This window comes from Desulfitibacter alkalitolerans DSM 16504 (assembly GCF_000620305.1).
In the GTDB taxonomy this organism is placed as follows: domain Bacteria; phylum Bacillota; class DSM-16504; order Desulfitibacterales; family Desulfitibacteraceae; genus Desulfitibacter; species Desulfitibacter alkalitolerans.
In genome coordinates this window covers 24,599-50,956 of the sequence record NZ_KK211100.1, presented here as the reverse complement: position 1 = coordinate 50,956, position 26,358 = coordinate 24,599, and the positions used below count along the sequence as shown (strand labels likewise).

The following is a 26,358-nucleotide window of genomic DNA, read 5'->3' as shown; positions in this document are numbered from 1 at the left end:
TTTAGGGTGTCTTACATATAGCTATGATGGTTTATGCTTTCTCCTGCAGGCTAGCTTGTCGAAGTCACTGCAGATTAGCTTGTCGCACTACACATTTATACCCAGGGTGTCTAAGACTTTAATTTGACCGGATCTGGTACCACAACCATGACTACCCATTGAAGCCAAGATATATGGTTTTCCATCTACTTTCTTGATCTCATTTATTAATGTTTCAAGAACAGTATTGATTGATTTTATATTTCTGCTTCCTACAGTGATACCCACCTTATCCTTGGGTTTAATTTTTGATAATAGGCCCTCCTTGTATAACTCTAATTTTAAACTGGAACGCAAATCTAAAAGGCAATCTTTAGGAAATTTAAGTTTTATTTTTATCATTTCCAATGATTTCATTTTTTCCTCCCCATTTTAATAACATGGTTTCAGTAGTTATCATATGCAACAGCCAAGAAAATGGGAATAAAATATGCAAAACCCCAAATATTGGGGTTTTTATGTAATCATATTATTTAAGCTTTGAATATATCTAATATCCTTTGGTACAAGAAGTCTAAAAATATTACATAGGGCAATGATTCTAGAGCATGTTCGATCTCCCAGCAAGTTTTCTAGTTCATTAAGTGACAAATTAGATGTAATCACTGTGGGCAGTTTATGATTTAGTCGATAGTTAAGAAGTGAGTATATTTTATTAAGAGTCCATTGTGTATAATTATGGGCACCTAAATCATCTAGTATCAATATGGGAATATTCCATACTACATCCATCAGGTCTTTTTCCCTAAAGCCTTCATCATTTTTATCAAAGGTAAATCTTAATGCATCCAAAAAATCAGGAACAACAACAAAGAGCACATCATGGTTATTGAGAATTAGCTCCCTTGCTATAGCTGATGCTAAAAAGGTTTTCCCACTACCCACAGGACCACAAAAAAACAAACCTTTTTTAAACTTTTTAGCTTTTATTTCATTAACAAAACCTTTTGCCGCCAGCAGAGCTTTATTGGCCCTTTCTTTATAGGTGGCTTCACCATCAGGGGGTATGGTATTGGGATAATAATCCAGTTTAAAATTACTAAATTTAGCATTATCAAAATTAACGCTTAGGTTGGCTCTTTTTATCTTTAAATCAAGTACCTTTTGTGACCAACAGCTGCAGCGATAGGCTACTCCTTGGTGTAGCACTATTCCCCTGTCATTGCATTTTTTACATTGATACATTTATTAAAAGCACCTCTTAGGTAACATATATTTGAGAGAATTTATCGTGTGGTTTCTGCTTTGGTCTTAGATTTACATTTTTAACTTTTCTTTTTTCCTTAAACTGTTTTTCATAATTATTAATTTCCTCTATGGTTCGTAACTGTAGACTATCCCATGTTTTAAGGATTGAATCAATGTATTTAAAGCTTAAAGCACCTTGTAAAACTGCCCTTTCCAAGGCTTCCAGAATAATATCACTAGAAAATCCATCTGACGTACACCACTGAACAATCTTGCTGCTTTCAATGGGAGATAGATACCTGCCAAATTCCTTTTCAAAAGTGCCATATACACTTTTTAAGTTTTCAGAAGATAACGTATTGCTAGAAGAAGCATTTACTTTGTTGCTTTGCCATACATTAAGCAATTTATCCCATAAGGGTTCAAGAACATAAGAGCTTTTTCCATGGTACTTTTCAGTTGATGAGTGAACTACAGAAATTAACCCCTTTTCAATTAAACGAGCAAGGGTTGCTCTTATTTGGTCGCAGCCAAGGGTCATACTTTTTTGGAGTTCGTCAATGGTAGGATATGTCTGCCCCAGGCATTCCCTAAATCTTAACAACTGCAATACCACTACTAGTTCTACTTCATCCATATCAATATCTGCATAGTGTTTTAAAAGTAACTGGGATATAACTATTGGTTTTTCGTTCAATAAATCCTTTAGACAAAGGCTGGAATTTTCGCTCATACTTTACACACCTCAAAAAAAGATCTTGAAAATATTATAACAGGGTTAGCTAAAAAAGGAAAAATTATTATTACCCTAAAATTAGACCTTGTCCACAATTATGGTCTGATTAACGGTGGTATTTATTGTTTCTTGTTTATCTGCTTATTTTTGCAAGAAAAATTCTTCTACTTTTGCTATTGCTTTTGGCAGGGCAAAAACAATAACCCTATCATGGGGATTAATAATATCCATACCAGTTGGAACTATTACATTATTATCTCTAACAACAGCACCAATAATTGCATCCTTTGGAAAGTTTAAATTCTTTAATGGTTTTCCTGTTACCTTTGAATGGCTTTGTGCTATAAGCTCAATCATTTCTGCTTTTGCGCCACCAATTAAGGAGACAGATACAATATCTCCCTTTCTTATAAATCGTAATATGGCACCTGCAGTTAGGAGTCTGGGGCTAACAGCAACATCTATCCCAACTTTTTCTACAAGGGGAACATACTCAGTCCTTCTTATTTGTGCAATGGTTCTTTTAGCACCAAGATGTTTAGCAATGATAGAAACAAGGAGATTTACCTTATCATCATTGGTAACAGCAACGAAAAAGTCTGCTTGCCCCACCTCTTCCTCTTCCAGTAAGGATATGTCAGAGCCATCTCCTTGTAGAACTAACGTGTTGGAAAGCTTTTGAGATATTTCTTTACAAACCTCAATACTTTTTTCTATTAGTTTAACTGTATAACCTTTTTTTTCTAATAGCTTGGCAAGGTAAAAGCCAATTCTCCCGCCACCTAATATGGTGACATTTTCTGTCTTTATTCTTTCCTTGCCTAATACCTTCTCAATGGCCACCATATTAGTGGTTTCAGCAAGTACAAACACCAGGTCATTGGGCTTTAGTTGATCCTGACCACGGGGAATAATCATTTTTTCATTACGTAGTATTGCAACAATTAGGTTTGGTTTTGGGAATTTTATATCCATTAATCTTTTATAGGCAACAGGTGAGTCTTTAGTAAGCTGTACTTCAACCATCTGAACCTTGCCGTCAGCATAATAGTCAACATTTATTGCCTCTGGTACTTCAGCAAGCTTACCAATCATCTCTGCAGTAACTTGTTCAGGGTTAATCACTAGATCTATTCCAAGGGCGTCAGCAGAAATTTGATTATTATCCACATATTCTGGATTTCTCACCCTGGCAACGGTTTTTTTGACACCCAGTTTTTTTCCGAGCAAACAAGCAACCATATTTAACTCATCATATTCCGTTACTGCAACCAACAGCTGGGCATCACATATTCCTGCCTCATGAAGTATAGATATACTTCCTCCACTGCCAAGAATGGTTTGTACATCCAGATTTTCTTCTACTATTTGCTTTCTCTCGCTATTATTTTCTATCACTACAACATCATGATTAGCATAGCTTAGCATTTGAGCTATACTAAAGCCAACCTTTCCTGCTCCAATAATAATAGTCTTCATAAGTAACACTCCTAAAGAATTCAGGAAAATTAATAATAAATTGCATTTCCAACTGTTTGTATTATAATAGATATAAATCCTGACCGCAATAGCAGGTTCAAGGGTAATGGATTAAGAGTGGGTGATATTCTATGGAAGTAATAGCTTTAGTGGGTCCAAGTGGAAGTGGAAAAAGTCATAGGGCTTTATTAGTAGCTCATGACCATAATATAGATATCATAATTGACGATGGCCTGGCTATTAAAGGTTCCCAAATTTTGGCCGGTATCTCTGCAAAGAAACAGCCTACAAAGGTTGGTGCTATCAAGACAGCCTTGTTTAGTTCACAAGAACATGCGGAGGAGGTCAAAAGGATAATTTCTAGGGAAAAAGCAAAAAAAGTTTTAATTCTTGGCACATCTAATGAAATGGTTTATAGAATAGCAAAAAGATTAAATCTGCCAGCACCTGGAACAATTGTGTATATTAGAGATATCGCAACAGAAAAAGAAATGGAACAAGCTTATAATAGGAGAAGAAAACATGGAACCCATGTTGTGCCTGCTCCAACATTAGCAGTTAAACCCAGATTTTCCGGGCTAATGATACAGCCCTTTAAAGTATTGTTTAATAATACTCTAAAAGATAATAATCCATCAAAGCCCATCCATTTGGAACAAACTGTAGTGCGTCCCACATTTAATTATTTAGGAAGGTTTTATATTAAGGATCCTGTACTCAAGGATATTATTAAATATTCTGTTAAAAAGTCTAGGATTTTTGTAAGGTTAACTAGAATTGACATAGAAACCCATGCAGAGGGAATAATCATTACAATTGAATTAACTGCCAAATATGAAATGTATAGTATTCCCCTGGTCATAAAAAAAATGCAGGAAATTATTTTGGATGACGTGGAATATATGACAGCGATAAATGTATTAAGCATTAATGTTTTAGTGAAATCTCTTTACATAGAATAGATATTGAAATCTAAGAATAAGCGAAGATTACTCTTCGCTTATTCTACTTATCTTCCATTAATTCTTTTCTCAACAAACCTCTCAATTCGCTTCATGGCTTCAACAAGGTTAGCTACAGAAGAAGCATATGAACAACGGATATGCCCTTCTCCACCAAGACCAAATGCAGTACCAGGAACTACAGCTACTTGTTCCTCCCCTAGCAGTTTTTCTGCAAACTCCTCAGAGGTTAAGCCAGTTCTGGTGATATTAGGAAAGATATAAAAGGCTCCTTCTGGTTCGAAAGAATCCAGGCCCATATCCTTAAAAGAATTATAAACTAAACGCCTTCTTTTATCATATTCATGATACATTTGATTAATATAGTCATCACCATTTTTTAGAGATTCGATTGCAGCTTTTTGGCCCATTATTGGGGCACATAGCATGGTATACTGGTGTATTTTTACCATGGCTGCTATCAAAGGCTCAGGACCAAAGGCATAACCAATTCTCCACCCTGTCATAGCCTGGGCTTTGGAAAAACCATTTAAGATAATTGTTCTCTCCTGCATCTGCGGAAGGGTTGCAATGGAGACATGCTGTTTACCATAGGTAAGCTTACTATAAATCTCATCACTTATAACAAGTAAATCATTTTCAATGATTATGTCTCTAATAGCCTCTAAGTCTTCCCTATCCATAATCCCACCAGTAGGATTGTTAGGATAGCAAAATATAATTGCCTTTGTTTTAGGTGTAATGGCTCCCCTTAGTTGATGGGGCTGTAATTTAAAGGCATATTTTTCTTCAGTTTGGATGGGTACAGGTGTGCCTCCGGCAAGGGTTACACATGGTTTGTATGAAACATAAGAAGGTTCACAAACTAATACTTCATCTCCAGGATTAGTTATAGCCCTTACAGCCAGGTCAACCCCTTCACTTGCACCAACTGTTATCAAAATTTGATTTTCTGGACAATAATCCAGAGAATATTCTCTATTTATAAATTTTCTTAGTTCGTTTCGTAACTCAGGTAATCCCTTATTGGAAGTATACATTGTGTATCCCTGGGAAAGGGAGTGGTTACAAGCTTCCCTTACATGCCAGGGTGTTACAAAATCTGGCTCACCTACACCTAAAGATATTACCCCAGGAGTTCCAGCTACCAAATCAAAAAATTTTCTAATCCCCGATGGTGGTATATCCTTTACCCTCTGGCATAAAAATCTACTGCTGTCACTCATGGAGTAATCACCTGCCGTCTATCCTTTTCATTATCCTCTAAAATTACGTCTGCAACTTTATATTTCTTCAATACAAAATGGGTAGTAGTATTTTGAACCCCTTCTATTATGGCAAGTTTTTTGTGAACAAACTCTGCAACCTCTTTTAAACTTTTTCCAACAATCTGCACCGAAAAATCATAAGTACCGGACATTAAAAATACTGATTTAACCTCTGGATATTTGTATATTTTTGCAGCTAATTCATCAAAGCCTACGTCTCTTTGGGGTGTGACCCTAACATCAATAAGAGCAGTAACAACATCATTTTTTCCAGCCTTATCCCAGTTAATTAAAGCTCCATATTGAAGGATAATACCCTCTTGCTCCATGGCAAGAATTTCATTTTTAATGTCATTTTCATTAAGATCTAGCATGGCAGCTATTTGTTTATAATCCAGGCGACCATTTTTCTCTAAGATTTCCAATATTTTATAACGCATTATATTACCATCTCCCTTCAAAATATAAAAGGACTATCTATCGTCAAGGGACGAGAGATAGCCCGCGGTACCACCCTAATAGGTAATTTTATTTTACCCACTTTTTTTTCTTTAACGCGAAAAAAACGTTAAGAACTTACTAAAATTCAGTCCTAATGCTCACAGGTGGCATTCAGCAGTATCTTTTACTGGTTTACACCGTTTTCCAGCTCTCTGTGAAAAGATTTTCTACTTACTTTTTCCTGTTCATTGCATTTTAGTTATTAATTTTAAACTATTATAACAGAGATTCTACTATTTCTCTAGTGTTTTTTATAATTTTATTAACTTTTTTAAGGTAGAAAGTGAATAATTTGGCGGAATCCTTACTATTTTATAACCTTCTTTTTCTGCTATTAAGTCTTTAAAACCTTTTGCTCCATTTAAATCTTCTTTATTGTCCTGAAGCTCAACAACTATTTTCATTTGTGGGATATAGTATTGAAATTTCCTGCCTTTATAAGGTACATCTTTTTCTATAGATATACCTGGAAAAATCCTTTTGATTTGGAAAATAAGCTTATCTGTTTCTTTTTTATTATACACTGGGGCCTCATTAGGGGGATTAATATTTTTCACTTTAATTTCATTTGATATGTCTTCCTCATACACTTCTTCTTCAGGTTGGTTTTCACTCAAGCTAAGGCGATATTTGCTTACGCCTTTTTGAATTAACTCTGCTAGTACATCTTTAAAATCTTCAAAACTTTCTAATATATGATCTCCCGGAAGCTTTTGAAATATTAGCTGATTAAGCATGGATTCTAGATGTTCCTCGTCCTGAATTAGATCATGTATTAATTCTGACAATTCCAAAATAAGATTTTGAGCATCTTCCAAAATGAAGGATTTTTCGTATTCATATGTAAGGCTTGCTTTAATTACATTTTGAATAAGCTGCTCTGTGAGGTTGACTATTTTTATTTCAAGCTCTTTATTTCTTCTTACATTCAATTTTATCACCCTTTTATAAAAATATACTTATAAAACAAGTATTCTAAAGGGGACAAGAATATGCCACTAAGAATGAGAAAACACCAGAGTTAATCTAGTGTTTTCTTAAAAGTTATATTAAATCTTATTTTTCAGGCTTTTTAATTCCAAGACGCTCTGCTGAATGGTCTTTTCCTAAATAAAAGTTTATCCATGATGATGTTTGGTATAGATCCCAGTTACATGGCGCAACATGATAGGAGTCTAGTTGTTTTTCTTCTCCATAATTCTTTAGCCTTGAGTAAGCTTTTACATAAATACATTTTCTCTTATTAGGATGGACTTCACACCAACCATAGTAACTGCCACCACATGCTCCATTACGCTGATTTTTAGGACACTGTGACATGGGACACACATATGCCAGATCTGACAGGGCACAGTCACCACAATCTTTACAGTCATACATCACGACCTTTGCAATGTGCTCAAGCCCATGATAAACCTTTTCCATTGATGAACCATCTACAGATTTTGAAATGCCGCGCATAAGGCCAAAGAAATTTTTTCCTGGCTCAAACATCAGATTGTGAACAACTCTGGAAACTCTATATACACCGCCTACTGGAGTATCAAGGGGTCGGCCCTTTGTATTTGCTAGATTCTCAGTATTTAAACCTGTTTTTGAGTCCTTTTCGTATAAATAAAAACCATCAGGCATTGGGAAATCAAATTCATGAATGTAGTCCATCCAATTGGCACTTAATTCCTCGCCTTTTTCCAAAATATATTCTACCTGCTCAAATTTAATTCCATGGCCACCAATATGAACTCCATCAAAGCCCATACCTTTCATGAACGCATACATTTTTGCAGCTCGCAGCATTCTAGCTTCTACACCCTTATCTGGTGCATTCTTTTCCTCATTTAATTGAGCTAACAGTTTATCAGTTACAACACATCCTGGAAGCTTGTTCTCATTCATTATTTTCGCAGCGCCATAAGGTAATATATATAGGTTTCCAACTATTGGCACGTTTAAATTGTTTAGTCTCATAAACTGAATAACTTCATGAAACTTTCTAGCATCATAGCCAAGGTTTGTAACAACAAATTGAGCTCCACCAGCTATTTTCTTTTTTAATTTAAAATACTGGGCCATAAGCTCAGCTTCATTAGCTTTAAAAGGTGAAACAGCAACTCCTGGGAAAAAGTCACTACTTGCGTGCTTTATAGTGCCCTTAAAGCCTTGAACCTCAAGACCATGGTTCATATCATTAATTAGCTTACAAACATGAATCGGATCCAAGTCAAAAACTGGCTTTGGTCTTCCCTCATAGCCGGAAACAGGATAGTCACCAGTCATAACTAAAAGATTACGAACCCCTGCTCTATCCATAGAATAAAGCTGACTTTCTAACTGGTTACGGTTCTTGTCTTTACATGTGAAATGCACAAGGGGCTCAATGCCTAATTTAAGCATTTCCATTCCAAGTGTATCTGCTAAAATTGCAGGATTACCACCTGGGTTATCGGTAATTGTAATTGCATGGATTCTTCCACTTTTTGCAGCTATTTCGGCAGCCTCCATGGCTACTTCCTGGGCTTTTTCTCTGGCCCCCCTGCCTGGTACTACTTCCCATGTGATTGACATGGTATTCTTGTCTAAAAGTGAATTTTTAAAACGGTTCTCCATTATTCTCAACCCCCAAAGCTTGTATTAGAATATTGCTGTAGTGTAAAAAAAAGATATATTATGAATATTTTAATACTTGAAAATATTACTATAGTGTATTTTAACTGAAAAGTTGACTATAGACAACCATCTTTCCAGGAGGAATTCATGGAATTTCTGGTATTTTATTATTGTAATCATGAGAACTTCTTGAAAAATTTTATTTCTAGGATAAAAAATGGGCTAGGCCTAATGGTCTAACCCATTTTTGGATGGTAAATTAGGAACGATTTCTCGTTTTAAATAATTTAACATAGGAGTCGCAGTAAATATTTTGATTTAGAAGAATTTCTCCAGTTGCTGCAACTTCCATTAAGTCATCGTCATTTGCATCAGCAATAGCCATATCTAAACCACATGCCATGGCCATAGCCAAGTAAACTCTGTTAATTAAGTGTCTGTCAGCACAGTTTTGGGAAACATTAGATAAGCCTAAAACTGTCTTTGGTGCAGGATTTGCTAACATCTTAATTTGCTGTAAGGTTTTTAATACTTCAGGGGCATGATCCTGAGCTACATTTGCTGGTAAAATCAGGGGGTCAATAATTAGGTTTTCCATTGGAAGACCAAACTCATCAGCTGCAGCAACTAATTCCATAGCAAAAGCCAGCCTGGAATCTGAATCCTTTGGAATACCCTTTTTGTCCATTGTTAGACCAATGATTGAAGCATTATATTTAACAGCCAATGGGAAAGAAACTTCAATTTTCTCTCTTTCAGCGGAAGTGGAGTTAATTATTGCAGGCTTTTTGCAAAGCTTTAGGCCTTCTTCAATGGCTTTAAAGTCAGTAGAATCCAAGCATAATGGAAGTTCAGAGGCTTCTTGAGTAACTTCTACCAACCATCTCATTGCACCAACTCTATCAGCAGAACCAGGTCCTACGTTAATGTCTAGATAATGGGCTCCACCTTCTTCTTGTCTTTTTGCCCATTCTTGAACAGATTTAGGATCTTTTTCTTGAATTGCCTTTTTAATGTCTGTAAACATACCGTTAATTCTTTCACCGATAATAAGCATTAAATTGACCTCCTTCATATTAAAAATATAACTTTTGCTGCAGTAAACTTGAGGTACTGCAGCAATATTTTAAATTAAAGTTTCGTTTTATAACTGGTTTGGCGTCATTAATTGAGCAATATTTTTTTTGATTAATTGAACAGATTTTGGATGCCTGATTAATAAGATGTGCACTCCAGCTTGCAATAGAGAAGTAGCTGTAACTGTTTCCCATAGAATACCTCTATCTACTACATTACCCCACTCTGGAACTACAGCATTAGCTTCTTTTGTTTTCCATGATTCATAACCTGCAGTTGCAATGATTGGCATTGCAAGCATTTTGTCTCCCTGTAACGCACCTAATCTAGCCCTTTCAAGAATAGAATATGCATATTCTATTCCATATCCAAGGCCACCAATAGTTGGGTCAATAACTATTCTGTTAGCAGGAAGGTTCATTTCAGTAATTAAAATGTTAAGCTGCTTGCAGATGTTAATATCAAGAGGTGAACGAGCAATTATGTTATGCTTGTGGACCATGCATGCAGCCGTTAATGTTTTGTAATTATCCTGTTCAGCTACACCTAAAAGAAGGTTTTCACCTGCAGCTGCCTCAGCAACAACTGGTAATACCTCATTATCTTTTTCTTCAACTTCGCAGCCTGAAACAATTAATGGTACGCTTACGGTTTCAAGTACTTTTTTTACTATTTCAGCACACTTTTCTGGGGAATGATTGGCTTCGTCAGGATGAGCACCATCTAACTTAAGGTAAATTAAATCTGCTCCAAAGTCCTCTACGCACTTTTGGGCCCACTCTGCAGGATTACCCCATACGTCACTAAGTTCATTTTTTAGGGTTTCACCCCAACGTGGAATCATGTCTTGAACTTCCATAGCTACAACAGGCTTGTTAGGAAATTCACCTTCAAAATGAAGAAATGGAAGTGCAGAATCTCCGCCAACAGTGATAGTGTGAGAACGGGTACCACCTTGTTCCTTGGTGGCGCCAATTGTTACTTCAATAACCTTAGAAGGGTTTCTATCTTTTAATATTGCTACTGCCATAAACTTCTCTCCTTTCCAATGATAAAATTAATTATTAAAAACTGACTTATCGAGAATTTGCTTAATGGATTGAACTGCTTTGCTGTCATCCGGCAAGTCAAATAAAGGTTTTGCTTGCAGATCAAAATCTACAACCTGCTCGTCCATTGGGATATACCCAATAAAATCTAATCCAGTCTTTTCAATCTCAGGCATTAATGTATCCAACTGCTTCTCATTGATGATCTTGGTGATTACAAGATAAACCTTGTCTATTTTGCTTTGAAGTGATTGGATAAGCTCCCGCACCCTGCCTGCAGATCTAATACCTCTAACTGAACTATCACTAATAACAAATAGGTAATTAACCTTTTTAATAGTGCCTCTGCTTATATGCTCTAGCCCAGCTTCATTATCTACTACCACATAATCATAATTTGGAGTTAGTTTATCCATATTACCCTTTAATATATCATTTGGATAACAATAGCATCCAGGACCCTGCGGACCTCCCATAACCAGTAAATCCATATGTTTAGTTTCAATAATAGCCTTTGAGAGCATATATTCAATGAACATATGTTTACTCATACCTTCAGGAACCGCCTTTGGATCCTTGGTCGCCTCTAATATTTCTGAAATGGCCTTATCTACTTTTAAACCTAAAGCCTCGTTAAGGTTAGAATTGGGATCAGCATCTACGGCAAATACGCTTCCCTTATTGGCACTTACTAGATTTCTAATTACCAAGGCTGCAAAAGTGGTTTTACCTGTTCCTCCCTTGCCTGCTACGGCTATTGTTACAGTCATGGTGGATCACCGCCTATTTTATAAATTAGTGTGTAATTCAACTGAAGGAAATAGCTTCAAATCAGTATGAGGTAAGAAAATGGCCTGCATAAACTCATCCATAAAAAGGTTGCCTACTGATAGCTCCAAATATGTCATCATTTTACCAATAATCTCGGCATGATTCCATGCCTCCTTGGATATTAAAGCCAACTCTGCACCTTTTAGAGAGGTGTTCCCAACAAATTCATATTTTTCAATTGGCAGGTCTGGCAATAAGCCTATTCTAACTGCATCGGAAATATTTAAATAGTTACCAAATCCTCCAGCAATCAAAATCTTATCAATCAGCTCAATCTCTAATTGTAATGTTTTCAAAAGACTTTGAATACCGGCAAAAACGGCACCTTTTGATCTTATCAGGTTTTTAATGTCATTTTCAGAAATATATATATCCTTACCAATACCTGATTCTTCTTTCCATACTAGGATGAAAAGCTTATCGTCATGGGTAATTTGTACTCTCCTGGATTCTGTATCCTGGAAGGTACCTGTTCTATCTATTATTCCCACCTGGTGCATTTTAGCTATGCAATCTATTAAACCAGAACCACAAATACCAATTGCCTTAGCAGAATCTATTGTACTAACCTTAACATCAAAGGTATCATTGTCAATTTCTACTCTCTCAATGGCTCCCTTCATAGCCCGTGTCCCATAAGTTATACCGCCACCTTCAAAAGCTGGCCCAGCAGAACATGCACAGCTGATTAGCCAATCTTGATTGCCTAGCACTATTTCTCCATTAGTACCAATATCTATGAAAAGAGTAAGCTCCTCTTTTTTAGATATATTTGTGATGAGTGCTCCTGAGACAATGTCCCCCCCTACATAACTTGCTACAGCAGGAAAACTATATACAAGTCCTTCAGGATGGATCTGCAATCCTAGTTCTTTACCTTTAACTACTGGTGCAAAGGTTGCAGTAGGAACGTATGGCTCCAACCTAATATACTTGGGATGTAGACCTAAAAAAAGATGGGTCATGGTTGTATTGGCAGAGGTAACCATTATTCCTATGTCATCAGGTGAAAGGTTGTTTCTAACTATTAATTTACCTGTTAAATCATTAATGGTTTGAACAACAAGATTTTGCAGCTCCTCTAATCCATTTTGTTCAGAGGAACAATGTATCATTCTAGAAACTACATCATCACCCAGCTTGGCTTGACGATTATATGTTCCTAATTTTTCAATGGACAATCCCTTCTCCATGTCTACTAAGCTGGCTACTACTGTAGTAGTACCAATATCTACTGCAATACCATAACACGGATTTGTATCATGTCCAGGTTCTATTCGAACTATCTCATAATCTCTACCATTATAAGCAACAGTAACTGTAACCTGCCAATTTTCTTTTCTAAGGTTTTCGGCCATTTGGGTCAATACTGGCAGTCCGATTATGGGTTTTTTGATACCAGCTTGTTTAGATAGTTCTGTTTCCAATCTTGATACATCACTAATAATCTCAGTTAGATTTGGAGCATCCATGGTTAGCCGTATTTTTTTGCATAAGGGATCTAGTGTATATCCATTTAATATGGGCAGATCCTTTTCCGCTAAAACACCTTGCTTATCTTCCAGTAAAACTTGATGCTCATCTAATCTAGATTCTGCAGGAATTTCTACAGTTATGTTATCCTCAACATATGCCTTGCAGGCTAGGATAAAGCCAGCATCTCGGTATTTTTCGGGTAATGTACAAGTAAATCTTTCATCGTAGAGGTACTTTCCTTCTACAACCTTTACCTTACATCGTCCACAGGTGCCTTCACTGCCACAAGAACTCTTTATTCCAATACCTGCAGAGTTTGCAGCATGGAGTAAAGATTTACCGGCTTCTGTTTCTGTTATAATTTTATCTGGGAGAAAGGTCACCGTGTATTTCATTTAATCAGCTCCTACGCAAATTGACTCTTGGCAAAAGATGGTATACCTGAAGCTTCTCTTGGCCCAACGATAACTTTCCATCCGGATGCATCCTCAAGCTTACCACTTATAACAGCAACCAGGCCTGGAATAACAACGTTTCTATGTTTTACCTGATCTTCAATACCTATTTTCTTAAGAACTGCAGCGATTTGCTCAGGTTCGTATTTGCCTGCTGAATATGCAGTTAATACTGAAGTTCCATCAGTATTGATTGGAATAATATATGAAGGAATCTTACTGGATTCAACTTCACCTTGTACTGTGTAGAAGGATAATGAAAAATTAGTTGTGATATAAACAGGTGAATTTTCATTAACTTCACCCACAGCATAGACTTTTTCCTGAACTTGAATTGGAACCTGTGGGTCTGTATATAGGTTCTGTCTCCAGGACATTAATGGAACCATATGAGCTGGATCGGCTGTATTCATTACAACCAGGCTTGCATATCTACCTGTTAATGAAACTGCCTCAACAACTTCCTCTAAAGGCTCAGCAGACTGAGTAAACGCCATGACAGGGTAACCAAATGGTCTGAATTTTTTCTTAATAGCCTGACGACGAATCTGTACAAAGTTAGCAATGGTTTGGGATAGATCTCTGCTGCCTGGATCTAAAACCAGCTGCTTATGTCCTAAGTTAACTATTTTTTGAACCAGGTCAGCTAAAGCATCCAAGCCTTCTGCATACACAGCTAGAGGAACATTTTTTTCCTTAGCTAAACTAGTCATTTCTTCGTAGTTTTCTTCTGTAGCTGCGTAAACCAGAGGCTTCTTATCAGCTGCTATATCAAGCGCCTTTCCAATAGCAGAGACATTTTTAGACATTAAAACTAATGGCATATCTGTAATGCTATTAGCTACCTCAACAGCCTTTACAAATGCGTCTGCATTACCTGATTCATTATCAATGGCTACAAACTGTGCTTTATAGTGCATACCAACTCTTTCAATTACCAAGCTGTTAATAGCCTTAATCTTTTCGTTAATTTCTTCTTCTGACAAGTTGTCACTAACCTTTATGGCAAATGCAGTTTCGTGGTAAAACTTCTTATCATGACGGAATAGTTCTGTTTCGTCACCCATTTCCACAACATAATCCCCAGTACCAACTTTTACTAAAGCGATTGGGGGAGCTGATGCTGATTCTAATGCTTCCCTTGCTGCATCACTTACATATGGACAAGCATCCAATGCTGCTTTACCACTTGCGAGATTCATGGCAAATGCTAGGCAAGTTGGAGGTCCACATTCTCCACAGTTCTTTTTTGGAAGTTGTTTGTAAATTTCCAAACCTGTTAAGCCCATAAACTGATCCCCTTTCTAAATTAAAGTTGCATAATTAATATGTTTTTATTGTGGTTGGGTGCCGTTAAAAACAGCACCCAAAAATTAATTACATTAAAGGTTCCATGGTTAATGCTGGATGTCCTTTTTCCTCGAGAAAGGGAAGTATTTCATCAACAGTAGTTCCGATTGTCTCATCTGCAATTTTGTCGATAAAATCTTCTCCAAGGCCTTCTTCAACACTTCTTTTGACAAAGTCATCCCTTAGGAATTCTTTTAAAGCTTTTGGCATCCACACAATTCTTGCAATACCACCGTCAGCGGTAATAAATTTTCTACTAACTATATAACTCTTGCCAATGCCCATGAAACCAGGTGTTTGAACCCCTCCACCAATCATACCAGCTAGTGTGGAGAAGGTCATGCCACAGGGAGTATCACCACTATGCTCACGCATTGTAAGCATTATACCATTTGCTTCAGGTACAATTGCCATGATGGCTTCAAAGCAGCCGCATGAGGTCATTGGTTTTTCCATTAAGGTATACATACAAACACTTTCTATTGATCTGTTAGATGTAGTGAAAATGAAATCATTACAACTCTTCCATTCGCCTGTAACATCATTAATAGCTTCACCTTTAGGTATAGGTTGGTTAGGGCCTGTGCTGTTAATTTCATAAGATGCTCTGCCGTCTAACCAGCTAACAGCTCCACATAGACCTACCCTTTCAGGAGTAACTATACATACGTGGTTAGGAGCAAAGGATTGACATAAGGTGCAGGAGTAAAATTCTTGAACCTTATCGTCAGTTAAACCTCTCATTCTATCGTCTCTTTCCCTGTATTTTGCCCTGGCAATCTGAACTTTTTCTTCAACAGCGGCAGGATCCGTAATTATTGTAACTTGAACCCTGTCAACAATGGCTGGGAATTCACTCTTAAATTTGGTTATTAATATATCTCCATAATGCTTGAATTTGATTCCTTTAGCTTTTGCATCTTTACTGACTCTTAACCAGTTAATATCTCTTTGAGCTGTATGCCATAACCCTTCACCGTAGTTGATGAAGTCATGGATTCTTCTTTCAAGAACACTTTCAAAGTCTGTTTGCATTTTACGCCCATAAATATCTATCATTAAACCAAAGGGGATTCTTGAACCTTCTTCTATTTCATCAAGTTCAGGACCAATAACTTCAATTTTCCCATCCTCTATTTCATTTTCACCAACGGAACAAACTAATTCAAATGAAGTTGTTTTACCGCCGCCCATTTCAACGTACATGTCAGCTTTACGAATTGTTTCACCTTTGAAGGCTGGGCCAAAGTTAACTGGCAAATCAATTTTAGCCTTAACGATCTTAATTCCTCTAACTTCCAAGGCAGTCTGGATCATTTTACTGTAATCTGGTTGAGAAATATACCAGTCTTTTATCTGCTCGTCTTCAGCAAGGGGTTGATCAGTAATTACTGGGAAGCCTAGGAAGATACATCCCATCTCAGCAGATGTTTTTACTTCATCTCTTTCACCAAGGTGAAGGATGAAAGCCTTAACTCTTCTGTGTTGGTAATCTCTGTGTTCTTCTCTCAAGCCAGGTGCTATTCCGCCGAAAGCCATACCTGCCCTTAAAGCAAAGTTGGCTGCGTGAACAACTTGAGTAAAGTTTCCTAACGGGAATGCAATATAGTCAATACCAAGTTTAACATCTTGTTCTAATAACTGTTCAATTACCTCGTCACTAAGGAATATCATCAAGCCGTTGCTCATTAAGTCAGCAACTAGTGTTTTTGCAGCCTCGCTGTCTTTAGCTCTTCCTAAGATTACGGCAACACCTGGAATTGACCAGTCAACCATTTTAATACCATATTTTCTAATTACAGGGTCTCCCAAGAAACCAGTCCAGGGATCCACGTTCATATTTTCTTTTCTTAAATAACGTACTGTTTCAATGATTTCAGCTGCATATAAAACTGCCTCACCTGCTAATCTTGCATTTTCAAAGGTAAGGGGCTCGTATATTTGACCCCTTAACCTGTTAAGGATAGGTGGAAGTTCACCTAGTTTTGTTACTTCTTCACCGCTTAAAGATCTAATAACAGGCAGATAATAAGCTGTATCTGGATAACCTATTTCCTGGTTAGCTCCAAAATCGGCTATAGCTTTATTTAATAATATTTCAGCATAGCTTGTAGCAATTACCGCACCATTATATACTTGCTGAAATAATTTCTTTGGCTCCTGACCTTCAGTAATAACACCTTCATAAATTTGGTCAAAATTAGACATTATATAATCCCCCTTTCAAGAAGTAGTTTTAATAACCCTGGCAAAGGCTTGTTTCAAATTTTTCTGCTGTCTGCTTATGAACTCCAAGCTTCCAAGTACGATATTCTAATGCATTCAGAATTTTCTTGGCAGCAACATTTCCATCTACTTCAAATATGAAGTATCCACCAAATACATCAGATGCAATTTGAGTGGCAACACCATATACAAGGTCACTACCTTCAATTGGAGGCAATACACCAACATGAACAGGAATACCTAGCGCCAGCCAATAACAACCAATAGCAACTGCCTTTTCGCTCATTGCTTCAGGAGCTGAAACTACAAAGGGAAGCTTGGGCATGTCAATTCCCATTAAAGTTGCTAATTCATTTGCTAGCCTTGCACCCCTTGAATAGTCAACACAAGAACCGGTATGAAACATTAATGGAAGTTTCTCGTCCAATTTATCTCCAGCAGCTTCATTTAAGCGGTTGAGGAACTTCTTAAGTCCTTCTCCAGCGTATTGCTCAGCTGCTTCAGATGTTAATAGACCATACTTGGCAAATGTTTGAGCTGAACAGCCACCACAAATTACAAGTACATCATTTTTCACCAATTCCATGGCAATTTTTAAATGAGTATCGTCTTGCATTACCTTTAAGTTGTTACATCCAATTAGATAAGCAATACCCTTGATTTCACCAGAATCTAATGCATCTGCAAGGACTTGTAATGGTTCTTCAGGGTTGACACATCCAAAAATCTCTTTTAAGGCTTCCATACTAAAACCGGCAGTTACCTTGTTTTTAATCTGTGGAATATCAACCTGTTTTCCTTGTCTTTCCTTAAAAGTATCAATGGCTAATCTAATGATAGCCTTTGCAGATTCTACAGCATGCTCTTCATCAAAAGCAAAGTGATATGAACCTGGTATCTTGGAAATAGGCATGGTTGTAACAATTTTAGTATCAAAACACTCAGAAACAGCCCTTAAACCAGGCATAATACACTGAACGTCAACCACCATAACGTCCACAGCCCCTGTCATAATGGCTAATTCCTGGGAAGCGAAGTTACTTGCAATTTGTACGCCTTCTCTAACCAATACCTCATTACCAGTACAGCAAATTCCTGACAAGCCAATACCTGTTGCACCGGCTTTTTTGGCTTCAGCTTCCATTTCCCTGGCAGCCTTAACAACCATCTGGCTTAACAATGGGTTGTGACCATGGACAACAATATTAACCTTATCTTTTTCAAGTACAGCAAGGTTGGCTTCAGTAACAACAGGCCTTGGAGTACCAAACAAAATATCAGTAAGGTCTGTTGAAAGTGAACAACCATTTAAGTCTGACAATGCAGTTTTTAATCCACCAAAGATAATATTAACTGGATCAGTATCTACACCAATATGAGTCTGGTGCAACAGACCGGTGATAGAACCATCTATGCTGCTTGGCATAATATTTGTAGCATTGAATTTTGCTTTTCTACCTTCAGTAATAAAAGTATTGATCCATGTAAGTGGTTCATCTGTGTATCTACCAAAGTCAGTTAAAGCAGCTATAGCTACTTCCTTTGTAACTTCCTCTATTGATTTTCCTTCAATATCAAGGCCGACTTTTTTGGCAACTGACATTAACTTGTCGGCATCAGCTATTTTGTAGTCAGGTGCGTGGCCTTCGGCGCTGTGTAACAATACCTTTGCAATATGTCTGCCATGGTCTGAGTGAGCGGACGTTCCAGCTGCTATCAATCTGACTATGTTTCTAGCAACAATTGTGTAAGCATTGGCACCACAAATGCCCTTGCTTTCTGGACCGTCACCATCTTTGATTCTACATGGTCCCATGGCACAAACTCTACAACAAATACCTTCATAGCCAAACTTACACTGTGGCTGCTGGGCTACGACCCTGTCGTATGCAGTATCCACTCCAATTTGTTTTGCTTTTTCGAGCATTTCTAATGCAGCTGGGTCTACTGAACGTTCTCTTAATTTACGTTCTGGTACCCTTGGAGCATCAGAAGGCCTACAATTGTGACATAAATCCCTAAATCTTGGCATACTTATACCTCCCTGATATAAATTTATTATAAAAATTGATAAATCAGCTGTTTCTGGCCAGGATCTCTTCTCCAATAGCTTTAATGTTAATACTGGCTGCGCTGCTCATTTCAAGGGGGTGGGTTCCCATTGCACGTTCTAAAACTTCTTCGTTATACTCAATAAAGCCCAATAATTCATTTGGCGGCAAGGTGCTTTTTAAAAATTCCTTTTCTTTTTCTGTTCTAATCTTGTTGCCTATAAAGTTGATGTTTTTTACACCAAGTTCCTGGGCAAGTTTTTTAACAGTTAGTGCTGTATTAACACTAACCTTACTGGCTTCTGTGACAATTAACATTAAATCTACTCCACCAGATGTTCCCCTAGTTAAATGTTCTATACCTGCTCCCATATCTAAAAGCACAATCTCTTTTTGTTTCACAAGTAATGAGTTAACCAAGGCATTTAAGACTGTATTTTCTCTACAGTAACAGGCTGAACCACCTTGCTTTACTGCACCCATTTTAAGAAAGAAAAGGTTATCCTTTTGGATTACGTACTCTTCTAGAATATCCTCTACTTGAGGATCTAGTGGAAAATATGCTCCGCCGCCACCGCTTTTTTTGGATATAACTTCACGCATTTCAACAATAGGTTTTAAGCCATCTACTGAATCGTCGTCTATACCTAAGACTGTGCCTAAACTAACATCAGGATCAGCATCAACAGCAAAGACTTTATACCCCTTGCCAAGAAAAAAACTTATTAAACTAGCAGATATTGTTGTTTTTCCAACTCCACCTTTACCAGAAACTGCGATTTTCATTATTACTACACCCCATCTTTCTACTTCATCTTGGATAATTTCAATAGTGTTAAGAATAATTCTAAATTAAGTTAGTGTATTATTTGTCTTATTGGTTAGTAAAGATGTATTTAGCTATACTTAATAAATTTGCAGCTATACTATACGCACACACCCCTTTATTAGTTATTTTAATAGCAAGGATTAACATTATTAATCCTATCGCCCTACTTATTCTGCATAAATACTATTTTTCCCTTAAAAAAACTTAAGGTAGTCAAATATGCCATAGAACGGATAGTATTTTACCTACTTTCGAAATATACTAATATTGTAGCTATTCTACAAAAGTCATAAAAATCCTTGTACCAACTAAAATTACCTTGTACCATGGTTTATTCCTTTTTTTGATATATATATAAGTTAAAGATATAGGTCTTATTCCATAAAGGTTAATTTCTTGATAAAAGCTTGTGTAATTTATCACATATTCTTATGTGCATTATATCACAAACTTATATATTTAAAGCAAAAAAAGCCTTAAGAAAACATAATATGTTTCTGAACAATATGACAAATACCCTATTGTGGCATGTAAAATAAAGCAGAAAATAAGGAGAGTAAAAACCTGCATGAGGCAGGTTTTATTCTCCTTATTTTGGCCTAAATGTTAATCCCAATCCGCCAGGCCCTACATGGGAACCAATAACTGGTCCACAGCTAGAGGTTTCATATTCAACCTCAGGCCATTTTTCCTTTAAAAGCATTTCTAATTCACGAAGTCCTTGTTCATTATGTACTTGGATAATGCTTATCTTAATATTGTTTATGCCACCATTTTCATTAGCCACTGTTTCTACTTCTTGAATAATTCGTTGCAGGGCTTTTTTATGTGTTCTAACCTTATCAAATAATCCAACTTCACCACGTATATATAAAATTGGCTTTATTTGAAGAATGGTTCCAAGGATTGAACCAGCTTTTCCTATCCTTCCACCTTTATGCAGGTATTTTAAATTATCTACCATAAATAAAAGCCTATTAGAATTCTTGATATAATTAAGTTTATTTATGATTTCCTCTCTTGAATGGCCTGATGAAGCCATTTCCGCAGCAGTTAAAACCATATCTTCCAAAGCAGCAGCAGTAGTGGCTGAATCAAAAATACTAATATTGTCTGAGCCAATCTCGGAAGCTGCAGTACTTGCTGAATGCATGGTGCCACTAATTAATTCAGATATATGTATGGATATTATTTCATCATATTCATTTAAAATTTCAGTATATGCTTTGTGAAAATCACCAATTGATGGTTGTGATGTGGTAGGAAAGCCTTTAGACTTTTTAAGTTGAGTAAAAAACTCTTCATGAGATTTAGTGTCTTCTTTAAAATTTTCATTGTCTAATGTTACGCTTAAAGGGACTATTTTTATACTATACTTATCAATATCCTGTTTCTTCAAATATGCAGTTGAGTCAGTAACAATTTTTATTTTTGGCATAAACTTGTCCTCCCCTCTTTAAAATGTATTATATCACAGTGATAATAAGAAACACCATATCTTTATGTGATATGGTGAGAGGTATTCATGACAAAATATGTGGCTGGGGTGGCAGGATTTGAACCTACGAGTGGCGATTCCAAAGACCGCTGCCTTACCACTTGGCTACACCCCATTAGATTAGTTGTTTATATATTGCTTATTATTGTATCTTTGTATATTATTTTATACATGTTTAATGAAATAAAAAAAACAGCTGTACTTTGCTGTTTTGATAACTTGCTCTGGAGCCGACGATGGGATTTGAACCCGCAACCTGCTGATTACAAGTCAGCTGCTCTACCATTGAGCTACGTCGGCATATTTGTTGTAAGATTTTTTTAAGAGTGGAGCCGACGATGGGATTTGAACCCGCAACCTGCTGATTACAAGTCAGCTGCTCTACCGTTGAGCTACGTCGGCTTAAAATGGCGGAGCTGACGGGAGTCGAACCCGCGATCCCCGGCGTGACAGGCCGGTATGTTAGACCACTACACCACAGCTCCAAATTTATATGGTGGGCGATGACGGGCTTGAACCGCCGACATCCTGCTTGTAAGGCAGGCGCTCTCCCAACTGAGCTAATCACCCATAAAAATGTCAAAAAATGGTGACCCGTAGGGGACTCGAACCCCTGTTACCGGCGTGAAAGGCCGGTGTCTTAACCGCTTGACCAACGGGCCTAGAAACTGGTCGGGGCGGAGGGATTTGAACCCCCGGCCCCATGGTCCCAAACCATGTGCGCTACCAAACTGCGCTACGCCCCGATAACGACAAGAGTAATTATAACAAGTATAAATACCTAAGTCAATAGTTTTGAGTAAATATTTTTGAAGCCTCAAAATCCTAATTTAAAAATTTTTTTATGTATTCATTTAGTATGCTTTCCCTATTTGTTCCAATTGAATATATAATATCCTGGCCATGTATTTGGTCAATTATCTCAAATATTATTTTTTTCCCCCAATTCCTTTCACGTGGATAATCAGGGTATTGTGCAATTGAAGGATCAGGTGTTAAACGAATATGTAATTTTGTTTCTGCCAGCATTATAAGAAATTCTTCTTGATGGTCAGTTTTGAATATTATGTAGTCATTTTCATATTCATAATCTGAAATTAAAATTTCTTGCAATAGTCTTACATCTGTTTTAAAAATGTATAAAAGTACTTTTTCCTTTCTTTTAAAGCAAAAGTCACAAAAATTTACAAGATGCTTAAGCATATATTCACCTTCTTAAAAATCATGAAAATAGAAAAGTACTATTGAATGTATTTTTGTGAAAGTATTTTTAATCGGGTAATAATTATATCATTAATTTGCTCTTTTTTAAACCTCCAGCTCCAATTGTCATCCCCTACTGTACCAGGAAAGTTCATGCGAGCAGTACTATCTAAACTTAAAACATCCTGAAATGGAATAATAACGTACTTTCCCTTGGATTTAAATGCCAGTTCAATAAGTTCCCAGCTTATATGACTATCATCTTCTTTAAAATTAATGCTGCAGTATTGGCTTAAGTTCTTTATTGCTTTAGGTTTTTCCCTAAGACAATTCCTATACCATCCAAGGGTTGTGTCATTATCGTGGGTTCCAGTATAAACGGCCATGTTATAAGTTCCCAGGGCTTTCTCTATTGCCTCTTTCCCATCTTCAAATGCAAATTGAAGAACCTGCATTCCTGGGTAGTTAAATCTATTTCTTAGCCTATGTACATCTGGTGTTATAAAGCCAAGGTCCTCTGCAATTACAGGTAATGGACCAAGATGCTTTTCAATGGTTGAGAAAAAATTTGCTCCAGGTCCCTTAATCCATTTGCCATTTACTGCTGTGTCTTCTGTAGCTGGTATCTGCCAGTATGCTTCAAATCCCCTGAAATGGTCAATACGTATTAGATCCACGAGTTTTAAAAGACTTCTGAACCTTTCTTGCCACCAGAAATAATCATCCTGAGCCATAACAGGCCATCTGTATAAGGGGTTACCCCAGTATTGACCATTTTTACTAAAATAATCTGGGGGCACTCCAGCAACATGATTTGGATTTCCCTCATTATTTAAATCAAAAAGCTGGGGATTTGACCACACATCACTGCTATCATAGGACACAAAAATGGGTAAATCACCAATAATCTTTATGCCCAGTAAATTCGCGTGGTTCTTTAATTGTTTCCATTGCTGAAAAAACTTGTACTGAAGAAAAAAATGATAATTTATTTCCTCTTTTAATAAATTGGAATAATAGCCTATACCCTGATGCTCTCTTAATGCAAGGGTTTTATCCCATTGATTCCATGCAGATCCATTAAAATAATTCTTTGCAGACATAAACAAAGCATAGTTATTTAGCCATAATTTGTTTTCCTCTAAAAACACAAAGTAATCATCTGGTTTTGGCAGCTCGTTAAATCTACTAAAAGCCTTGCGAAATAGTTCACCTTTTAACATATTAACCCTTGCAAAATCAATTTTATTTGAATCAAGCTGCGAAGGATAATCAATTAATATGCTGTCAGGTAGCAGGCCTTCTTCTATTAAAAGCTCAATATTGATAAGAAGAGGGTTTCCAGCAAATGCAGAATAGGATTGATAGGGAGAATTGCCATAACCAACAGGTCCTATAGGTAAAATCTGCCATATGTTCAGGTTACAGTTTTTTAAGAATTCCAAGAATAAATAAGATTCCTTTCCTAAATCTCCTATACCATAGGGTGATGGTAAAGATGTGGGATGTAAAAGGATTCCGGCTTTTCTTAATTTGCCCATGTTTATTATTGCCTCCTGTCAACTTAGCAGTAACACTTTTCCTTCAAGGGGCAGCATAGTTAATTGCAGTTTCCCCTCCTCAGTGTTAATTATATTATTAGAATTTAGTAAATCAGTTATTGGTCCACCAAAATATATATTGTTGTTGAGACTAATATTAATGCTGTGGCCAGTTTCTTTACTCCTATTAAAAATCACAAGTAAACTATTATTGATTTTTGATTGATTAAAGACATCCAGACCCTTATCAATAACCCTAATGAACCCATAAATATCATGTTCCATAATAATTGAAAACCATTTACCAGTTTTTAAAGCATCAAATTCATGGCGCAGTGAGATGATTTTTTTATACCAGTCCAGCAGGTCATGGTTTTCAAAACCCCATGGGTAGGTTTTTCGACACAATGGGTCCCCATAGCCTTCCATTCCAACCTCATCACCATAATATATGCATGGCATTCCTGGAAAGGTCATTTGAAAGAGGGATAATAATTTCATACGTGATATTGCCAGATTCATTTGATCTGGAGTTAATTGTAATTTGTATTTTTCCTCAAAGGACAGGTGCTCTTCAGGGGGCATTTCTCCAACCAGTGTTAATGCCCTGGCCACATCATGACTTCCTATTAAATTCATTGCCGAGTAAAAATGATGTAAGGGATAGTTTTCATAAAGGCTCATTAATCGGCAGTGAAGTGTGTGTGCATTAATGCTGCCAAGCACAAAATCTAACAGGGCTTGTCTAAAGGGATAATTTGTAACCGAGTCCAGCTCATCACCAAGAAGATATTCACGTTTGTTTCCATAACTGATTTTGTTTGAGGCATCCTCCCATACCTCACCGAGCAAAATTGCCTCTGAATCTTCCTGCTTAACTGCTTTTCTTAACATTTTTATAAATTCACCAGGGAGCTCATCAACCACGTCTAAACGCCATCCCATAGAACCATGCTTAACCCAATATCTGCTTACACTATCCACATCATGGATAATAAAATCTTGATAACCAGGCTCCATCTCGTTTACATTAGGCAAACTATCTACACCCCACCAGCTTTCATATTTGTTAGGGTACTCTTGAAATTTATACCATCTATAGTAGGGTGAATCCTTCGACTGATAAGCGCCCAGGCCAGGGTATTTACCGTCTTTATTAAAGTATATGCTGTCACTTCCAGTATGACTAAAGACTCCATCCAGGATAATGTATATTCCATATTCCCGTGCCCTGGCACAAAGTTCTCTAAAAAGCTCGTTACTACCAAACATTGAATCAATCTTCTTATAGTCTCCAGTATCATATTTATGATTACTGGAAGATTCGAAAATTGGGTTTAAGTAAATTGCGGTTATTCCAAGGTCTTTTAGATAGGGTAGTTTTTTCAAAATTCCAAGGAGGTTGCCTCCAAAAAAATCCCAACGAACTACATTTCCCTTTTCAATGTCTCTTATATATATGGGGGTATTTTTCCAATGGGAGTGTATTAAAGAGTTTTCCTTGGGATTTTCAATTGTGTTGTGGTCATTTCCATTAAAAAAGCGATCTACAAATATTTGATACATTACTGCATCTTTTAACCAACTTGGGGTTGATAAATCCTTTTTGTGTACTGTGATTTGGTATGATTTAGGGGATCTGGAGTATGCTTCGCCTATACCACCTAACATATTATTATTATTACCGTAATAAAATGATTTCCCATCAATCACAACATGAAAGTAATACCACATGAGACATGGAAAAGAAGAGGCATTAACTTCTCCTTCATATATATATTGATTGCTGCTCTCATCCATTAATATCATTGGATAGCTTTGTTTATTATTATTGACAATGAAAAGCAGCTCCACATTCTGGGGATAGCTTCTTGAGTGAACCCTTAGTCTGATTTTAATTTTTGTATCACAGGAAACTGCTCCAAAGGGGTACCTATAATATTCATCATGAGAATTATGGTACAAGAAATCCATTAAACTTCACCTCAAAAA

General features: G+C 36.8%; 21 protein-coding genes, 7 tRNA genes and 1 other annotated feature. Of the genes, 1 reads left to right on the top strand and 27 read right to left on the bottom strand.

Annotation, left to right across the window (positions count from 1 at the left end; genetic code table 11):
- Positions 1–87: 87 nt before the first annotated feature.
- From K364_RS0105830 to trkA, 4 genes are all read right to left on the bottom strand, one after another.
- A complete protein-coding gene (locus K364_RS0105830; protein WP_028307232.1) occupies positions 88–396 on the bottom strand; it encodes a hypothetical protein in 309 nt (102 codons plus the stop codon).
- Positions 397–495: 99 nt separating this feature from the next.
- Entirely contained in the window at positions 496–1,224 is a 729-nt protein-coding gene (locus tag K364_RS22990) for an ATP-binding protein (RefSeq protein ID WP_035268243.1), read from the bottom strand.
- Positions 1,225–1,240: 16 nt separating this feature from the next.
- Entirely contained in the window at positions 1,241–1,960 is a 720-nt protein-coding gene (locus K364_RS0105820; protein ID WP_028307231.1) for a DnaD domain-containing protein, read from the bottom strand.
- 144 nt (positions 1,961–2,104) lie between these two features.
- Positions 2,105–3,442, bottom strand: coding sequence for a Trk system potassium transporter TrkA (gene trkA / locus K364_RS22985; RefSeq protein ID WP_035268240.1), 1,338 nt, complete (start codon positions 3,440–3,442; stop codon positions 2,105–2,107).
- A gap of 131 nt (positions 3,443–3,573) precedes the next feature.
- On the opposite strand from trkA, the gene K364_RS0105810 reads away from it, so the two are divergent.
- Positions 3,574–4,404 (top strand): Asp23/Gls24 family envelope stress response protein, encoded by an 831-nt coding sequence (locus tag K364_RS0105810; RefSeq protein ID WP_028307230.1) that lies wholly within the window; start codon positions 3,574–3,576, stop codon positions 4,402–4,404.
- 47 nt (positions 4,405–4,451) lie between these two features.
- On the opposite strand, the gene K364_RS0105805 is transcribed toward K364_RS0105810, so the two are convergent.
- The 23 genes from K364_RS0105805 to K364_RS0105695 all read right to left on the bottom strand — a co-directional run bounded on the left by K364_RS0105805 (position 4,452) and on the right by K364_RS0105695 (position 26,340).
- A complete protein-coding gene (locus tag K364_RS0105805) occupies positions 4,452–5,630 on the bottom strand; it encodes an aminotransferase class I/II-fold pyridoxal phosphate-dependent enzyme (protein WP_028307229.1) in 1,179 nt (392 codons plus the stop codon).
- A complete protein-coding gene (locus K364_RS0105800; protein ID WP_028307228.1) occupies positions 5,627–6,112 on the bottom strand; it encodes an Lrp/AsnC family transcriptional regulator in 486 nt (161 codons plus the stop codon). Before K364_RS0105800 ends, K364_RS0105805 begins: the two co-directional genes overlap by 4 nt.
- 43 nt (positions 6,113–6,155) lie before the next feature.
- Positions 6,156–6,371: a binding site (T-box leader), on the bottom strand.
- Positions 6,372–6,424: 53 nt separating this feature from the next.
- Positions 6,425–7,105, bottom strand: coding sequence for a hypothetical protein (locus K364_RS0105795; protein ID WP_028307227.1), 681 nt, complete (start codon positions 7,103–7,105; stop codon positions 6,425–6,427).
- Between the two features lie 124 nt (positions 7,106–7,229).
- Entirely contained in the window at positions 7,230–8,780 is a 1,551-nt protein-coding gene (locus K364_RS0105790) for a methylenetetrahydrofolate reductase C-terminal domain-containing protein (protein ID WP_028307226.1), read from the bottom strand.
- Between the two features lie 259 nt (positions 8,781–9,039).
- Positions 9,040–9,837: a methyltetrahydrofolate cobalamin methyltransferase gene (locus tag K364_RS0105785; RefSeq protein ID WP_028307225.1), complete on the bottom strand. Its 798-nt coding sequence runs from the start codon at positions 9,835–9,837 to the stop codon at positions 9,040–9,042.
- 87 nt (positions 9,838–9,924) lie between these two features.
- Positions 9,925–10,887 (bottom strand): acetyl-CoA decarbonylase/synthase complex subunit delta, encoded by a 963-nt coding sequence (locus K364_RS0105780; RefSeq protein WP_028307224.1) that lies wholly within the window; start codon positions 10,885–10,887, stop codon positions 9,925–9,927.
- Positions 10,888–10,914: 27 nt separating this feature from the next.
- Positions 10,915–11,676, bottom strand: coding sequence for an ATP-binding protein (locus K364_RS0105775; RefSeq protein ID WP_028307223.1), 762 nt, complete (start codon positions 11,674–11,676; stop codon positions 10,915–10,917).
- Positions 11,677–11,694: 18 nt separating this feature from the next.
- The gene (locus K364_RS0105770; protein WP_028307222.1) at positions 11,695–13,608 is read right to left on the bottom strand and encodes an ASKHA domain-containing protein; all 1,914 of its coding nucleotides are present in this window, start codon (positions 13,606–13,608) and stop codon (positions 11,695–11,697) included.
- Between the two features lie 11 nt (positions 13,609–13,619).
- A complete protein-coding gene (gene acsC, locus K364_RS0105765) occupies positions 13,620–14,957 on the bottom strand; it encodes an acetyl-CoA decarbonylase/synthase complex subunit gamma (protein ID WP_028307221.1) in 1,338 nt (445 codons plus the stop codon).
- Positions 14,958–15,045: 88 nt separating this feature from the next.
- Entirely contained in the window at positions 15,046–17,226 is a 2,181-nt protein-coding gene (acsB, locus tag K364_RS0105760) for an acetyl-CoA decarbonylase/synthase complex subunit alpha/beta (protein ID WP_028307220.1), read from the bottom strand.
- A 28-nt stretch (positions 17,227–17,254) separates the two neighbouring features.
- On the bottom strand, positions 17,255–19,276 hold the full coding sequence (gene cooS, locus K364_RS0105755) for an anaerobic carbon-monoxide dehydrogenase catalytic subunit (RefSeq protein WP_028307219.1): 2,022 nt from the start codon (positions 19,274–19,276) through the stop codon (positions 17,255–17,257).
- 43 nt (positions 19,277–19,319) lie between these two features.
- Positions 19,320–20,081 (bottom strand): ATP-binding protein, encoded by a 762-nt coding sequence (locus K364_RS0105750; protein WP_028307218.1) that lies wholly within the window; start codon positions 20,079–20,081, stop codon positions 19,320–19,322.
- Between the two features lie 632 nt (positions 20,082–20,713).
- Positions 20,714–21,562: a DegV family protein gene (locus K364_RS0105745; RefSeq protein WP_028307217.1), complete on the bottom strand. Its 849-nt coding sequence runs from the start codon at positions 21,560–21,562 to the stop codon at positions 20,714–20,716.
- A gap of 100 nt (positions 21,563–21,662) precedes the next feature.
- Positions 21,663–21,737: transfer RNA gene (locus K364_RS0105740), tRNA-Gln, on the bottom strand.
- 110 nt (positions 21,738–21,847) lie between these two features.
- Positions 21,848–21,922, bottom strand: a tRNA-Thr gene (locus tag K364_RS0105735).
- Between the two features lie 27 nt (positions 21,923–21,949).
- Positions 21,950–22,024, bottom strand: a tRNA-Thr gene (locus K364_RS0105730).
- Between the two features lie 6 nt (positions 22,025–22,030).
- Positions 22,031–22,107, bottom strand: a tRNA-Asp gene (locus K364_RS0105725).
- Between the two features lie 9 nt (positions 22,108–22,116).
- Positions 22,117–22,192: transfer RNA gene (locus K364_RS0105720), tRNA-Val, on the bottom strand.
- Positions 22,193–22,209: 17 nt separating this feature from the next.
- Positions 22,210–22,284 (bottom strand) — tRNA-Glu (locus K364_RS0105715).
- Positions 22,285–22,291: 7 nt separating this feature from the next.
- Positions 22,292–22,368: transfer RNA gene (locus K364_RS0105710), tRNA-Pro, on the bottom strand.
- A gap of 79 nt (positions 22,369–22,447) precedes the next feature.
- Entirely contained in the window at positions 22,448–22,825 is a 378-nt protein-coding gene (locus K364_RS0105705) for a hypothetical protein (RefSeq protein ID WP_028307216.1), read from the bottom strand.
- Positions 22,826–22,863: 38 nt separating this feature from the next.
- Positions 22,864–24,366, bottom strand: coding sequence for a 4-alpha-glucanotransferase (gene malQ / locus K364_RS0105700; RefSeq protein WP_028307215.1), 1,503 nt, complete (start codon positions 24,364–24,366; stop codon positions 22,864–22,866).
- Positions 24,367–24,384: 18 nt separating this feature from the next.
- Positions 24,385–26,340 (bottom strand): glycoside hydrolase family 13 protein, encoded by a 1,956-nt coding sequence (locus K364_RS0105695; RefSeq protein ID WP_028307214.1) that lies wholly within the window; start codon positions 26,338–26,340, stop codon positions 24,385–24,387.
- Positions 26,341–26,358 lie beyond the last annotated feature (18 nt).